Source organism: Pseudomonas sp. BGI-2, from assembly GCF_004310295.1.
Taxonomy (GTDB): domain Bacteria; phylum Pseudomonadota; class Gammaproteobacteria; order Pseudomonadales; family Pseudomonadaceae; genus Aquipseudomonas.
The window spans coordinates 60,674-74,577 of the sequence record NZ_SISB01000022.1 but is presented as its reverse complement, the minus strand read 5'-3'; the positions used below and the strand labels follow the sequence as shown (position 1 = coordinate 74,577).

12 protein-coding genes, 1 tRNA gene and 2 pseudogenes are annotated in these 13,904 nt (G+C 56.5%); 2 read left to right on the top strand and 13 right to left on the bottom strand.

What is annotated here, in order from left to right; genetic code table 11:
• Positions 1-212: 212 nt before the first annotated feature.
• The 9 genes and pseudogenes from EYC95_RS16370 to EYC95_RS16330 form a co-directional block, all read right to left on the bottom strand.
• Complete coding sequence (locus EYC95_RS16370) at positions 213-1,136, bottom strand: LysR family transcriptional regulator (protein ID WP_131061285.1); 924 nt, start codon at positions 1,134-1,136, stop codon at positions 213-215.
• 884 nt (positions 1,137-2,020) lie between these two features.
• Positions 2,021-2,260, bottom strand: a pseudogene (locus EYC95_RS16365) (Arm DNA-binding domain-containing protein); the annotation flags it as partial.
• Between the two features lie 171 nt (positions 2,261-2,431).
• A tRNA-Thr gene (locus tag EYC95_RS16360) sits at positions 2,432-2,507 on the bottom strand.
• A 78-nt stretch (positions 2,508-2,585) separates the two neighbouring features.
• The gene (locus EYC95_RS16355) at positions 2,586-3,410 is read right to left on the bottom strand and encodes an FkbM family methyltransferase (protein ID WP_131061284.1); all 825 of its coding nucleotides are present in this window, start codon (positions 3,408-3,410) and stop codon (positions 2,586-2,588) included.
• A 343-nt stretch (positions 3,411-3,753) separates the two neighbouring features.
• Positions 3,754-4,983: a methyltransferase gene (locus EYC95_RS16350; protein WP_131061283.1), complete on the bottom strand. Its 1,230-nt coding sequence runs from the start codon at positions 4,981-4,983 to the stop codon at positions 3,754-3,756.
• Positions 4,964-5,653, bottom strand: a complete 690-nt coding sequence (locus EYC95_RS16345; protein WP_131061282.1) for an ABC transporter permease — start codon at positions 5,651-5,653, stop codon at positions 4,964-4,966. Before EYC95_RS16345 ends, EYC95_RS16350 begins: the two co-directional genes overlap by 20 nt.
• Positions 5,650-6,345 carry an ABC transporter permease gene (locus EYC95_RS16340; protein WP_010464638.1) on the bottom strand — a complete coding sequence of 232 codons (696 nt, stop codon included), beginning with the start codon at positions 6,343-6,345 and terminating at the stop codon, positions 5,650-5,652. The genes EYC95_RS16345 and EYC95_RS16340 overlap by 4 nt, the downstream gene beginning before the upstream one ends.
• Before the next feature lie 78 nt (positions 6,346-6,423).
• Positions 6,424-7,170, bottom strand: a complete 747-nt coding sequence (locus EYC95_RS16335; RefSeq protein ID WP_131061281.1) for an ABC transporter substrate-binding protein — start codon at positions 7,168-7,170, stop codon at positions 6,424-6,426.
• Positions 7,171-7,183: 13 nt separating this feature from the next.
• Positions 7,184-7,957, bottom strand: a complete 774-nt coding sequence (locus tag EYC95_RS16330) for an ABC transporter ATP-binding protein (protein ID WP_007897462.1) — start codon at positions 7,955-7,957, stop codon at positions 7,184-7,186.
• Between the two features lie 552 nt (positions 7,958-8,509).
• On the opposite strand from EYC95_RS16330, the gene gabP reads away from it, so the two are divergent.
• Positions 8,510-9,910, top strand: a complete 1,401-nt coding sequence (gene gabP / locus EYC95_RS16325; protein ID WP_131061280.1) for a GABA permease — start codon at positions 8,510-8,512, stop codon at positions 9,908-9,910.
• Positions 9,911-10,272: 362 nt separating this feature from the next.
• The gene (locus EYC95_RS16320; RefSeq protein ID WP_131061279.1) at positions 10,273-10,599 is read left to right on the top strand and encodes a hypothetical protein; all 327 of its coding nucleotides are present in this window, start codon (positions 10,273-10,275) and stop codon (positions 10,597-10,599) included.
• A 78-nt stretch (positions 10,600-10,677) separates the two neighbouring features.
• On the opposite strand, the gene EYC95_RS16315 is transcribed toward EYC95_RS16320, so the two are convergent.
• The 4 genes and pseudogenes from EYC95_RS16315 to EYC95_RS16300 all read right to left on the bottom strand — a co-directional run bounded on the left by EYC95_RS16315 (position 10,678) and on the right by EYC95_RS16300 (position 13,695).
• Positions 10,678-11,130 carry a hypothetical protein gene (locus tag EYC95_RS16315; protein ID WP_131061278.1) on the bottom strand — a complete coding sequence of 151 codons (453 nt, stop codon included), beginning with the start codon at positions 11,128-11,130 and terminating at the stop codon, positions 10,678-10,680.
• 6 nt (positions 11,131-11,136) lie between these two features.
• A complete protein-coding gene (locus EYC95_RS16310) occupies positions 11,137-11,553 on the bottom strand; it encodes a hypothetical protein (protein ID WP_131061277.1) in 417 nt (138 codons plus the stop codon).
• A gap of 38 nt (positions 11,554-11,591) precedes the next feature.
• Complete coding sequence (locus EYC95_RS16305) at positions 11,592-12,566, bottom strand: alpha/beta fold hydrolase (RefSeq protein ID WP_131061276.1); 975 nt, start codon at positions 12,564-12,566, stop codon at positions 11,592-11,594.
• Positions 12,567-12,635: 69 nt separating this feature from the next.
• Positions 12,636-13,695 (bottom strand): annotated as a pseudogene (locus EYC95_RS16300) (YhcG family protein).
• Positions 13,696-13,904 lie beyond the last annotated feature (209 nt).

The following is a 13,904-nucleotide window of genomic DNA, read 5'->3' as shown; positions in this document are numbered from 1 at the left end:
GTTGTTGTTTTTGTAAGCGATGGCCTTCATCAGCGTGTCCGAGCGGATCTGATTGCGCTTCGGTTTTTCGAAACACCTTTTAAGGTGCTCTCCATTGATCCTCGTCAATACAAGCAGGTTTGTAAATTCGCGATAATCACCGGTACCTGTGAATTTTTTCCCATGCCGGAGCCGATTCACCTGCAAATTTGCGCGCCTTCAGGTGATTGCTTTCAGTCACGGCTGAGGAAGCAGGTCTCAACGTAATCCATGGCGGCCTGGATTGAAGGGATCGCACGGAAGTCCTCGTGAACACCTAGCCAAACATCCACCATCAGCGGGTCCGCAAGCTCAAGCTTGCACAGCTGTGAGTGATGTCCTACTGCGAAGCTGGGCAGCAGCGCAATCCCTACACCCGCCTCTGCTGCCCGAACCTGCAGATCAACCGTTTTCGCCTTGAGGACGCATGGGCGATGTCCGACAATTTTTTTGAGCCAGTCGTTCTGAGGAAGTGTCATAGCTTCGGTTTCATAACCGATAAACTCGTATTGCTCTGGACGGCGGTCCTGAAGATAGGTCTTTGCACCGTAGAATGAAAATGATGCAGAACCTATTCGCCGGGCAACAATGCCTATCTGGCGGGGCTTCGCAAAGCGGATGCACAAATGTGTTTGGCAAGTTGATAGCGACGAATACTGATTATCCCCTAGCAGGCGCAAAACTATGCTCGGGTGTTTAGCTCGGAAGCGCCCAAGGTTTGGTATAAGCTTTTCAGACGTCACGGACGGTGGGGCACTAATCGTAACTTCGGCAATTTGTAGGGTCTGGGCGGCGGCGGCGGCCAGTCGCTCAATAGCTTCCGTCTGAGTTTCTATTTGTGATCCGATTTCTGCGAGTTTGCGTCCGTCGGCCGTAAGTTCGTAGAGTCGCTTCCGTCGATCAACTAATTTTACGTTCAGGGATTTCTCAAGGGACGCGATACGTCGAGACACTGTTGCGTGCTCAACGCCCAAAATTCGCGCCGCACCGCTCAAGGAGCTAACTTGTGAAAACGTCACGAAGTAGCGAAGATCTTCCCAGTTAAAATGGGGTGCGCTCTGGCTAAAGATGGCAGGCTCAGCATTCGAAGCAGTTCTATTCCTGGTTGCCAGCGACATTTAGTATTCCCTATTTAAATAGCAACGGTAAAAACCCTAGACCGCTGAAAGCAGCCGACCCATAGTAATTATCCAATGAAGCTCAGCGATATCTAAGCATCGATTCGCATCCAATGAGCAGGCTGGAGTCCGTCGTGATCTTAGGTCTTTGCGCGTGGTCGATGTGTACCGGGAATGTCGGATCATACAGGACAGAAACGTCCGGTATTCTGCCTCTTGCGGCATATTTTTGGGTTGTATATTCGACCGAGATCCACGCTAGCGTAGTGTGACGTGGGCTTTGCTTCCCCTGGTGAGGCGGCTATGTCATTGCGTAATCTGAATGGTCCCCAGAATGGCGCGATCAGAATATAAACATGAATCGAGAGGCTTTGAGCCATTGACCTTAAGACGAATAAGTTAAGGGTATACGATGTTCCAAGTGTGTTGTTTTACTTGTTCGTTGATCCTGCTATTGAAGGTACGATTCTTGACTGAGTTGTTCATAAGGCTCCTGTGGACGATCGGAAAGGCGGATTGATGTGATGGGTTGAAAGTAATTGCTTATAGTTAGAATTGGGGGGGGCACTGCTAAATCGAATGAAAGAGTTTATTAGGTACTGATAATTATTTACTTATTGGATTTTTTATCGTTGTGCTGTGCGAGTGTTGAGTCGCACCGAACGCGGGATTATCCCATTGCAGTGCACCCCATACACTGTTGGCTGAGTCGCGACCGAAACCCCGCACTTGAGATTTTCCAGAGGATTACCTTAGGCGAAACTCATTTCTCTCATTCAAAGATAGAAGCTTTTAAACTTTCTGTTCAGATCCAGACTTAATCAAAAAAGAGTACGGCTTCAAAAAATTTATAGAAGTGCCCCGCACGATACAACCTCCATCTGCATTTGCTTGATCTCCAAGCGCTTGCGGCGCGCATCGGCGAGGCCAATGACGGGGTAGCTGCCGAACGAGGTCGGTCCTTCCCGTCCGTCAGGTTCGACGTAACGGAGCCGCCAGCCTTTGCGGCCATTGGGTTGGACTAGAAGGTAGAGGCCGTCGCCGTCGAAAAGCTTTCAGGCGCGGTCGGTGGGCTTGGTTGAGCGGCAAGCCGAATCAGAGAGTGGGGCAGTGGTGCGCGACATAAGGGTACTCCCTTTTATCGAAGTGACCTTTACCCCAAACTCTACCCTTAAACCGGTTGGAATCCACCAGGATTCACCGGAGTCTGACGGAGCGCTAAAACGAAAAAACCCGCCAGAAGGCGGGTTTTTCGGGGTTCCAGAGATTTTGAAAGCCTTCTCTGAAACCTTGTATGGTGCCGGCACCAGGAGTCGAACCCGGGACCTACTGATTACAAGTCAGTTGCTCTACCAACTGAGCTATACCGGCGTGTTAGGGCGACGATTATAGCGATTGGGATGGTTCTGTAAACCCCTGAATTCAGACTATTTTTACGCAGGCTTCAAGTCAGGCGCGAAGGAGGGTTTTCTTGAGTTTCTGAAGGGCTTTCCAGGTGCGGCTGTTTTGCATCGCGCGCAACTGCGCTTCGGCCTGTTCGGCGCGTTGCAGGGCGGCGGCGAGCTGGTGTTCGGCGTCGCTGACGGGGTGGCTGAAGTTGTGGCCTTTGCAGAACTGGAACTCGTCCAGGTTGCAGGGTGGGATGTCGAAGGCGGGTTTGAGGTTCAAATGTTCGTTGGCGAGGTAATAGGTGTTGATGCCGTCGAACAGGATGGAGTGGTAGCTGGCGTCGGTGACGAGGGTTTCCCAGGCCTGGTCGCGGTCCCATGGGGTTTCGATGAGGATCACCCACGGCCGCCATTGGGTGAAGTCCATGGCGCGCAGGACGGTTTCTTCGTGGCCTTCGACGTCGATTTTCAGAAAGTGAATCTCGCGGCCCTGGGCGTGTTCTTCGCAGATGGAGGTCAGGGTGCGGGATTTGACGGTTTGGCTGCGCACGTCCATGCCGGCGTCTTTGTGCATTTGCGCCATGGCGGGGTCGAGGGTGGAGAGGCCGGTGCCGGCGATGCCATAGAAGGTCAGGTCGTCGGCGCTTTCACCGGCCACGCATTGCAGGTTGGTGTCTTTGGGGCGCTCTAGGGACAAGGCGTCGTAATAATTGGGCATCGGTTCGACGTTGATGCCGGTCCAGCCAAGGTCATAGAAGGCTTTGGTCACGGAGTCGTGTGAGGGGTGGTTGGCGCCGACGTCGATGTAAAAGCCGTTTTCAACGGTTTTGAGGGCGCGCCACAGGCGTATGTCTTCGAAATTCTGTGCGTAAGAAATGAACGTCACTGTGGCTTCCTGTCTGTCGGAGATTTCTTGTTCGTGGGCGCACTGTCGGCGCTCTTGTCTGCCTGTATATCAAGGGTGATCGCAACGCGCAATTTTCCGCCGAACGCGACCGGGATTCGGCGGTTATGTCTTTTGATCGAATGCTTATGCACAACGGGCGTACTCGGAAGTGACGCTCATGACTTTTTTGCGGACCCGTTCTCATTTGTACGCAAATGCCTGTTTTTCTCGGTTTTTTATCATGTGTACGAAAATCGAACAGTAGCCTTTCACCCCTGAAACAGGCGCTTATATTGGATCCACGATAATTTCATCAACAGAGTTATCCACAGGCTGAGGGTTTTTAGGGGCGTTCCGCCAGGAGCAGCAAATTGCGCGGCGTGAGCGGGGTTTCGCAGAAGGTGCCTAGGCGAACGCTGTAGCCCTGATCGGCAAGGAAAAGTGCCCGATCGAGTACCAGCCAAAGCTCCAGCGGGCGTCGGAAAAGGCCGCGCAGCAGCTCCAGATTGCGTACTTCGGCGAGTCGCTGCCAGCTGGCGGCTTCGAGTGCGGACCAATCTTGCGGGCCTATTGTGGATAACTCTTTCAGTGCGGCCAAATGATGGCAGTAATCGGCGAAGGATTTGTCCAGCCAGGCACTCGGCAGGGAAGGAGTTGGCAGGTAGTCGTCAACACCGCGCAGTTGCCGTTGCAGCAAATCGAAACCAAGACGCCGGGCCATCGAGGTGTCACGCTGACGCCGGACGCGAGCACCGGCGGTGACGGTTTCGCTCATTGGCAGCGAGAGATCATCGAGTGAGAGTTGTAGGTCGGATCGCATACCGTCGGAGGAAAGCGGCTGATACGCAGGAAGGCTGGTCCGGTTATAGCAGCACGGTGCAATGGCCAGTTGTTCACAGCCTGCCGCACTGGCGAGCTGCATCAACCGCACATGTAAATCACCGCAAGCATGCAGCGCGACGGGTGTGTGATCGGCGTTCAATAAAGAAGCTGCGTCAGGCGCAAGCACATCCTGTTCGACATACAGTGCATGCATGTGATGACGCTGGCTGAGCGCCTGGCCGCTGGCAACCAGCGCCGGGTCGTATTCCAGGCACATCAGTTGTTGTCCGTGTTGCAGCAAACGCCGACCCAAGTGGCCTTTGCCTGAGCACCAATCCAGCCAATGCTTGGGCGGCGAGGCAAACGACAAGCAACTGGCGAACGCTTCAATCTGCTGCCACTTGCGCCCGGGCACGTCGACATTCAAACGATGCCCTGCCGCTTCCAGCGCATGCACGGGCAACTCACCCACCGAACTCAGCTCAAAGGACAGCGCCGCCAACGAAGCAAACGGCTCCGGCGCATCCAGCAAACCAGGTTGGTTATGACTGCTTTCCGCTTCCTCTAGCGACCGTCCGCGTAGCCAAATCGCCAGTTCCGGGTAGGACGCTTCCCAAGGAAGCTGCAGATGAGTAAACGGACGAGGTTTCCACAACGCCTGATGCTCAATCAGAAAAGCATCCAGCGTCGCGAAACGGGCGAGCAAGGCGTCGCCCGTCAACACGCAGGAATCAGCGTCCTTGGCAGGCATCGACGCGCAGCCAGCGCTCCAGCAGCTTGAAGCCACGAACCAGCACGTAAGCCATCAGCAGGTAGAACATGCCCGCGGCGAAGAAGATCTCCACCGGCAGGTAGGTCCGGGCAATGATGGTGCGAGCCATGCCGGTCAGTTCCAGCAGGGTCACGGTGCTGGCCAGGGCACTGGCCTTGAGCATCAGGATCACTTCGTTGCTGTAGGCCGGCAGGCCGATTCGCGCAGCACGGGGCAGGATGATGTAGAACAGCGCTTTTGGCTTGGACATGCCCAGCGCGCGCGCCGCTTCGATCTCGCCCGGCGGAATCGCCTGAATCGCGCCGCGCAGGATCTCGGCGATGTAGGCCGCTGTGTGCAACGTCATGGTCGCCGTGGCACACCAGAACGGATCGCGCAGGTACGGCCACATCGCGCTGTTACGGACCGCGTCGAACTGCGCCAGGCCGTAGTAGACCAGGAACAGCTGAACCAGCAACGGCGTGCCACGGAAAAAGAAGATGTAGCCGTAGGGGAATGCCCGCACGTACCAGAGGCGCGACGAGCGAGCGATGCCCAGCGGAATTGCCAGCAGCAACCCGGCGATGACGGCGATGGCCACCAGCTCAAGGGTCAGTGTTGCGCCCTGAGCCAGTTTCGGCAGCCACTTGATGATGACTTCCCAGTTCATTGCGTGCTCCTCGCGAAGCCGCGAGCGGCGCGTTTTTCCATGAAGTACATGCCGGTCATGGCGAGAATCGTCAGGCCCAGGTACATGAACGCGGCCACCATATAGAAGGTGAACGGCTGTTTGGACACGGTCACGCCGATTTGCGCGTGACGCATGATTTCTTCCAGGCCGATCACCGACACCAAGGCCGTGTCCTTCATCAGGATCATGAACAGGTTGCCCAGGCCGGGCAGGGCGATGCGCCACATCTGCGGCATGATCAGCCGGGTGAAGATGCGAAACTTCGACAGGCCCAGCGCCACGCCGGCTTCACGATGACCTTTGGGGATCGCCAGAATCGCACCACGAAACACTTCCGTGGCGTAGGCGCCGAAGCACAACCCCAGCGCGATCACGCCGGCGGCGAAGGCATTCAGTTCGAGGTCGGGATTGCCGAAGAACTCACCCAGGGCACGCATCAGGTTGACCGTACCGAAGTAGATCAACAGCACCCAGAGCAATTCCGGGATGCCGCGAACCAGCGTCGAATAAGTGCCGCCAAGCCATTGCAACGGCTTGTACGGGGAAGTCTTGGCCAAGGCGCCGAGCAGACCGAGCACCAGCCCCAGGCACAGGGCCGAGAGTGCCAGTTTCACAGTCATCAGCGCGCCAGCGGCGAGCGCCGGGCCGAATCCGTAGAGATCGATAGTCATGGATTTCTTTTCAATTTGCAGCAGGCAATGCCAGGGACTGGCGCCATCAGGGAACGGCGCCAGTCAGGCAAGTCAGAATCAATAGATGCTGAACGGGAAGTACTTGTCGTTGATCTTCTTGTAAGTACCGTCCTCGACGATTTCCTTCAGGGCAAGGTTCAGCTTCGCGCGCAGGGTGTCGCCTTTACGTACAGCGATACCGATCTTGTCGCTTTCTTCCACCGGGTCGCCCTTGAATTCATACGAACGACCGGCGTCGCTTTTCAGCCACTCGTAGTTGACGTACTTGTCCGCCAGGATGCCGTCCAGACGACCGGAGGTCAGGTCCAGATAAGCGTTTTCCTGGGTGTCGTAGAGTTTGACTTCAACGCCTTCCATGTTGTCTTCCATCCAGGTGCCGGCGAGGGTCGCACGTTGTGCGCCGATCACTTTGCCTTGCAGGGAAGCCTTGTCGGTTTTGAAGTCGACGTCTTTCTTGGCGATGAATTGCAGTTTGTTGGAGTAGTACGGGTCGGTGAAGTCCACCGCTTGCTTGCGCTCGTCGGTGATCGACATTGAGGAGATCAGGAAGTCGAATTTCTTGGCGTTCAGGGCCGGGATGATACCGTCCCAGTCGGACGTGACCACGGTGCAGTCGACTTTCATCTTGGCGCACAGGGCATCGCCGATTTCCTTGTCGAAGCCGACGACATTGCCACTGGCATCTTTGTTGTTGAACGGCGGGTAGGCCGCTTCGATGCCCATCTTCAGGGTTTCGGCCATGGCACCGGCGCTGAAGGCCAGGGTGACGGCGGCTGCCAGGAAGACCTTTTTGTAGTTCTGCATGCGGGTAGCTCCGTTAGCGGTTGCTGGACATGAATTGTTTGCAGCGCGCCGAAAGCGGGTTTTCGAACACCTGCTGTGGCGATCCTTGCTCTTCTACCAGACCCTGGTGGAGGAACACCACTTCGCTGGAAACCTGACGGGCAAAACCCATTTCATGGGTGACCAGCAGCATGGTGCGGCCTTCTTCGGCCAGTGCGCGGATGACATTAAGTACTTCCTGGACCATTTCCGGGTCAAGGGCGGAGGTGGGTTCGTCGAACAGGATCACCTTGGGCTGCATCGCCAACGTGCGAGCGATGGCCGCGCGCTGTTGCTGACCGCCGGAGAGTTGCGCGGGGTAGGCGTGGCGTTTGTCAGCGATGCCGACCTTGGCCAGCAGGGCTTCGGCGACTTCGATGGCTTCGGCTTTGCTTTGACCGAGCACCCGGCGCGGGGCCTCGATGATGTTGTCGAGCACGCTCATGTGCGGCCACAGATTAAAGTTTTGAAACACAAAACCGATCTCGCTGCGCAGGCGATTGATCTGCTTGCCGTCGGCTGCGACCAGTTCGCCGTTTTTCGCGGCTTTGAGCTTGAGTTCTTCGCCGGCCACCAGGATCTGACCCTGATGCGGGTTTTCCAACAGGTTGATGCAACGAAGGAATGTGGACTTGCCGGAACCGGAAGAACCCAGGATCGAGATCACGTCGCCGTCGCGGGCGGTCAGCGAGATGCCTTTGAGCACCTCAAGCTGGCCGTAGCGTTTGTGCAAGTTGCGGATTTCAAGCGCGGGCGTGGCCTCAGCCATGTGCATTCCTCATAGTATTTCGCTCCTGCTGTTGGCGGCCTTCCTGGCGAGGCGGCCAAGCTAGCATAGCGTTCGAACGGCAGCCAACAGCACTACGGGCGGTAAACGGGTGGCATGTGGCAGGTTGTCGCATCGGAACAGCAGACTGTCGCGCTGCTATCAACCGAACAGCCGTTTGAACCAGCTGCCCCGCGGGTGTCGTGTAAAAAAGGGCGCGATGTTGCCAGCTTTGACGGGGTGTTGGAAGCGCTAACCGGCCAAACGTTCCTGATCTGCACTTTTATTGTGCATCGGCTCATTTATGGGGGTGTTTCCGCTGCGCTGTTTCGTTCCTGAAGTGGGTCGCAGGGTAACGCTCTGGCGAATTGCCATTAATCTCAATGACTTGCGATGACTGTCCGGTCACGCCACAGGCCCCGTGCTTGAGGAGGCTGAAACATTTTGGCGCAATTATTGCGTGCAGAATTCGGAACGCCCTGTTGGTTTCTTTTTACGAGAAGGAACGCCAGACGGGATGGATGCAAATCGCTTTCCCTTACAAAGGTAGTTTCAATGAGCAGTACCCCAAGCTCCAATGGCCTCGAACAGGGGCTCAAACCGCGTCATGTGACCATGTTGTCGATCGCCGGGGTTATCGGCGCCGGCCTGTTCGTCGGCTCCGGCCACGCCATCGCCGCCGCAGGTCCGGCTGTTCTGCTGGCTTACGCCGCCGCCGGTGCTCTGGTGGTGCTGGTCATGCGCATGCTTGGCGAGATGGCCGTCGCGTCGCCAGATACAGGTTCCTTCTCGACATACGCCGATCGCGCGATCGGTCACTGGGCCGGTTTCACCATCGGCTGGTTGTACTGGTTGTACTGGTGGTTCTGGGTGTTGGTGATCCCGCTGGAGGCCAACGCCGCCGCGACCATCCTGCATGCCTGGTTTCCCAACATCGCTATCTGGGCCTTCACCCTGGTCATTACTTTGCTGCTGACAGTGACCAACCTGTTCAGCGTAAAGAACTACGGTGAGTTCGAGTTCTGGTTCGCCCTGGTCAAAGTCATCGCGATCATCGGCTTCATTGGCCTCGGCATCATGGCGATCTTCGGCTTTCTGCCGAACAGCCAGGTCAGCGGCGTTTCGCATCTGTTCGACACCCAGGGCTTCCTGCCAAACGGCATGGGCGCGGTACTGGGCGCCATTCTGACTACCATGTTTTCCTTCATGGGCACCGAGATCGTGACCATCGCGGCCGCCGAATCGAAGAACCCAGGCCAGCAAATCTCCAAGGCCACCAACTCGGTGATCTGGCGGATTGGCTTGTTCTACCTCGTGTCGATCTTCATCGTTGTGGCCCTGGTGCCATGGAACGACCCGGTATTGGCCGCAGTCGGCTCCTACCAGACCGTGCTTGAGCGCATGGGCATCCCGAATGCCAAGCTGATCGTCGACATCGTGGTACTCGTTGCTGTGACCAGTTGCTTGAACTCGGCGCTGTACACCGCATCGCGCATGATGTTCTCCCTGGGCAAACGCGGCGATGCACCGGCCGTTTCCCAGCGCACCAACAAAAGCGGCACGCCGTACTGGGCCGTCATGTTGTCCACTGGCGCAGCCTTCCTCGCCGTGTTCGCCAACTACGTGGCTCCGGCCGCGGTGTTCGACTTCCTGCTGGCCAGCTCCGGCGCCATCGCGCTGCTGGTGTACCTGGTGATCGCAATTTCGCAACTGCGTATGCGCAAACAGCGTATGGCTCGCGGTGAAAAAATCGCCTTCAGCATGTGGCTGTTTCCGGGCCTGACCTACGCGGTGATCATCTTCATCGTCGTGGCCCTGACCATCATGCTGTTCCAGGACGCCCATCGCGTGGAAATCCTCGCGACCGGTCTGCTGAGCTTGTTGGTCGTGGCTGCTGGCTTGTTTGTGGCGCGCCGTCGTCGCAACGAGAAGTTGATCGCAGCCGCAGCGCGCTGAGTCTTCTGACTTCAGCTCAAACGCTGTTGAAACACAGAAACGACCGCCATCAGAAATGATCGCGGTCGTTTTTGCTTTCATTCAGGCGAGTGATCGAGCCGCTATCTGATGGACACGATGATGGCGAGATAGTAGCCTTCTTGTCGAATATGTATCTCGCTGTTGCGAGATGCGATGGAGTTTCAGGACATGGATTGTTCGACGCCCCCAGCCTTCCTGGCTAAAGCCCCCCGACCCTTTCTTGCCTGTTCCCTCATCTGACGTCAGTCACGGATGCGTTTGCGTGTGCTTGCCGTTTAAAAGAGCTGCATGGAGATAGCCCGGCCATTCAGCCAACCCATTGGGGCATCAAGGAGACAGGCATGGCGTTTACATCGGTTGTGTTCAAAAACCCTAACACCGGTGCCATGAAAGAAGCGCCGATCGGCTTCTCGTGGACCGTGTTTTTCTTTGGCTTTTTCCCGGCATTGTTCCGTGGTGATTTCAAGTGGGCTGCGATCATGTTCGTCGTGGCCTGCTTCACGTTCAGCCTCAGCAACCTGGTCTTCATGTTCATCTACAACAAGCTGTACGTGCAGGACCTGATCGCTGCCGGTTACAAGGCTCAATCCATCGCCAAAGGCGAACTGAGCTATGCCAGCGCCAAGATCGGCTTTGAAATTCCGCGTCTGGAAGGTGCTGCTGCCTGATTGTTGTTTTTCAGGCTTGCAAAAAACGGCCGCTGTCAGTGATGACAAGCGGCCGTTTTTGCATTCGAGGGCGAGTGGTTATTCGCCCTTTTCTTCCTGCGCATCCAGCGACTGACGATAGCTATCCAGCGCATCGCCAAAATCAGTGATGAACTGCGGATCGGTCAGCCAGGCCTGTGCGGCATCGCGGTCCATGCCGTCGGCCCACATGCGGTAGTCGATCAGCATGTCGGCGGCCAGGTGAGTAGCGGCCATGGCTTCGTTGTCGGCGTTTTCCATGTCCAGCAGTTCTGGATGGTCGCTGATGATTTCGGCGAGGTTCGACAGCAGGGTCAGCAGCATGTCGTTACGGCTGGTGGCTTCCGCGTCGCGCATTTTGCTAAACATCGCCAGGGTGTACTCAGGGATCGGCTCGCCGATTTCGCCCAAGTCATCGTCCAGCGCGGCGGGTTTTCGGCCGTGAATGTTGATTTGCTTGGCTTTGATCTTGGCGCGTTTGGCGCGTTTTTGCTGCTTGTTCAGGGATGCCATGGGAACTCAGTTCGGTTTCTGTTGGTTTTGGGCTGCGATGGCTTCGGAAGCCGCCACGTAATCAACCTGGAAGGCTGGGGACTCGATCCAGGCCAAGGCGCCGGCTTCGTCGACTTCGGTGGACCATTGGCGATACTCGATCAGCGCGCCAATGATGAAGTCTGTAGCTGTTTCTTCGCCTTCTTGCACCAGCACCAGCGCGAGCAGCGGGTGTTCGAGGAAAGCTGCACACATGGCTTGTTGGCTGATTTTTTCGGCATCGATCATTTCTTTGAACAGGTCGGTGAGGTCAACCGATTCAAAATCGATGCGATCGTCGTTCGGGTCCAGCTCGACCGGCGCGGCGGCCCGCTGGGTGCGGTTCTGCTTGGCCTTGGCTTTCGCGCGGGTGGCGCGTTTGTTCTGCTTGTTGGCGGATGCCATGGGTGTCGTTCCGTAATTCGATGAGAGGGGCGGGTCGATCAGTTGCGTGGCACTCGCCACCCGGGTGTATCGGGGGCCAGTTCGCCGGTCTGCAACCAGGACAATGCAATGGGCCATAGTGTGGCTTGGTATGCGCTGCGAAAAAAGGCGAAATGTCCGACTTCTTCTTCGCCGATGTCTTCGGGGGCGATTCGCAGATGGGTGTTTGTGCTGCCGGTGAAGTAGCCAAGCAGGCGTTCAATGGCCGCGATCGTACCGTAAGGATCATCGCTGATGCTGATGGCCAGGGTTTTTGCGGTGACTGAGGAAAAGGGAAGCTGACCGTTTTTTGCGTGCATGAGGCGACCGCTGGGCCGTGTTTCGTAGCGCGCAGTGGGCGTGCTCCAGTCGCGAACCACACCGGCGGGAGTGTCCTCCAGCCAGCCGAGACGTTTCCCGGGGAAGTAGCCGTACAGCAGGGTCATCAACGGCATCACCACATGCCATTTGCCAAACATCCGCCAGCGATGGGCGGGCGCATAGTCGCGCCAGTAAGCGAATTGCGCGCCGACCGTCACCAAGTGCCGAATCAAATGCCCCGACGCTCCCAGGCCCGCTGCACAGCCTCCAAAGCTATGGCCGACTACGTCGATGGGTTGGCCGGGGAATTCGCGCTGCGCGCGCTTGAGCATCGCCTCGAAATCCAGCGCGCCCCAATCGGACCATGACGCCTCCAACCCTTTCAGCGACGTCGGGCGCGACTCACCGATGCCGCGGTAGTCATAGGTGATGACATCGAAATCGTTGGCGAACAGGTAGTCGGCGAAGCGCGAATAGTGTCGGCAACGAACAGAGGTGGCCGCGTTGATGATAACCACCGAGCGCGCGATGTCCTGAGCGGCGTGCTGCCAGGTGAAACCGCCGAGGATGAAGCCGTCTGCGGCAGGCTCCTTGAATGGCTCGCCAGCAGTGTCGGTGCTCAGCGACAATTCGATTTGAGTCGGTGCCAGTGAAGGCATGTCCTGCAAATTCATCGACGTTTGGCCTTTTCGGGTAGTTGCCGACGATAGTCTTCGTGCGGCCAGTGGACAATCCATCTGTGTTTATAGGCGGATTTGATCGAGCAGGCGCTCTTCTATTGCCGCCCGTTCCCGGTCCAGTTCAGCGCGAAGTTCGTCTTCGCTTGGCAGCACTAGTTTGTATTTGCTGGCGAACAGTTGTTCGTTCCCCTGTAATACTGAGTAACGCACCACTGACTCGTTTTTTTGAGCGCAAAGAATGATGCCAACGGTCGGACCGTCTGTGTCTTTGCGCTTAAGGTCGTCGTACATGCGTACATACATGTCCATCTGTCCGACATCCTGATGGGTTAATTCGCCGCGCTTCAGGTCGAAGATGACAAAGCAATTCAGCAAGTAGTTGTAGAACACCAGATCAATATAGAAGTCTCTGCCCTTCGGTGCTTATTCGCTGTTGTCGAGCGATAAAGGCAAAACCCTTTCCCAGCTCAAGCAGGAAGCCCTGAAGTTGCTCGATGAGTGCTTGTTCAAGCTCGGTCTCCAGTATCACCCCGGTATCGGGCAAACCAAGAAACTCCAGCATCACGGGATCTCTGACGAACTCTCTGGGATTGTCGTTCATCGCCTGGATATTCGTAATGGCTTCCGTCATGACGGCAGATTTGTCCTGACTCATAAGCAGGCGTTCGTAGTAGAGAGTGCTGATCTGGCGTTCCAGAGCGCGGCTTGACCAGTTTTGGTTGGCAGCTTCGTCCATGTACCACTTGCGTGCCATGTCACTGTCGACTCGTAGCAACTTGCGATAGTGGGTCCAGCTCAATTCGAGACGCAGTGCGTCTCGAATTGGAAACGCCTGATAAAACAGTCGCATTTTCCGTAAGTTGGTTTCATCGAACCCCTCCCCAAACTCCGATGTCAGCACCATCGCCAGCGTTGCGAGCAATTGCTTCCCATATGCCGCCCGTCGTGCCCCCTCCTGCTCAAACTCGACAATGTGCCGTCCAATCTGCCAGCACGTTTGCACCTGAACGGTATCGACCGCTCGCAGCACCTTCTGGCGCGCCTGACGAATCAGTTCGCCAAGGTTGCCTACGAGAGAGGCGAGTTGTGGGTCTTGAGTGTTTTCGGTTTTGACAATGCTCATGAAGTCTTCCGCGGCTGGAGGAACAGGCGAAAGAGAATGACAAGAGAGGGCAGGGCGAAGATGCAGGGCGCGTCTGGGAAGCCAGAAGGAAATGCCGGATTCGTTTTGCAGGAGCATGCCGACGGCAGCACAGACAGGAGAATACAAGGCGTAGTCCATTTCGCGGTGAGCTCAAGACCGAATCAATCTAAAACTTGGCCGTCGCCCGG

What these genes read in the sequence shown, in the direction of transcription:
- EYC95_RS16370 (WP_131061285.1), bottom strand. Translation starts at nt 1,136, where the DNA reads ATGTCGCTGGCAACCAGGAATAGAACTGCTTCGAATGCTGAGCCTGCC.
- EYC95_RS16350 (WP_131061283.1), bottom strand. Translation starts at nt 4,983, where the DNA reads ATGCCTGCCAAGGACGCTGATTCCTGCGTGTTGACGGGCGACGCCTTG.
- EYC95_RS16345 (WP_131061282.1), bottom strand. Translation starts at nt 5,653, where the DNA reads ATGAACTGGGAAGTCATCATCAAGTGGCTGCCGAAACTGGCTCAGGGC.
- EYC95_RS16340 (WP_010464638.1), bottom strand. Translation starts at nt 6,345, where the DNA reads ATGACTATCGATCTCTACGGATTCGGCCCGGCGCTCGCCGCTGGCGCG.
- EYC95_RS16335 (WP_131061281.1), bottom strand. Translation starts at nt 7,170, where the DNA reads ATGCAGAACTACAAAAAGGTCTTCCTGGCAGCCGCCGTCACCCTGGCC.
- EYC95_RS16330 (WP_007897462.1), bottom strand. Translation starts at nt 7,957, where the DNA reads ATGGCTGAGGCCACGCCCGCGCTTGAAATCCGCAACTTGCACAAACGC.
- gabP (WP_131061280.1), top strand. Translation starts at nt 8,510, where the DNA reads ATGAGCAGTACCCCAAGCTCCAATGGCCTCGAACAGGGGCTCAAACCG.
- EYC95_RS16320 (WP_131061279.1), top strand. Translation starts at nt 10,273, where the DNA reads ATGGCGTTTACATCGGTTGTGTTCAAAAACCCTAACACCGGTGCCATG.
- EYC95_RS16315 (WP_131061278.1), bottom strand. Translation starts at nt 11,130, where the DNA reads ATGGCATCCCTGAACAAGCAGCAAAAACGCGCCAAACGCGCCAAGATC.
- EYC95_RS16310 (WP_131061277.1), bottom strand. Translation starts at nt 11,553, where the DNA reads ATGGCATCCGCCAACAAGCAGAACAAACGCGCCACCCGCGCGAAAGCC.
- EYC95_RS16305 (WP_131061276.1), bottom strand. Translation starts at nt 12,566, where the DNA reads ATGAATTTGCAGGACATGCCTTCACTGGCACCGACTCAAATCGAATTG.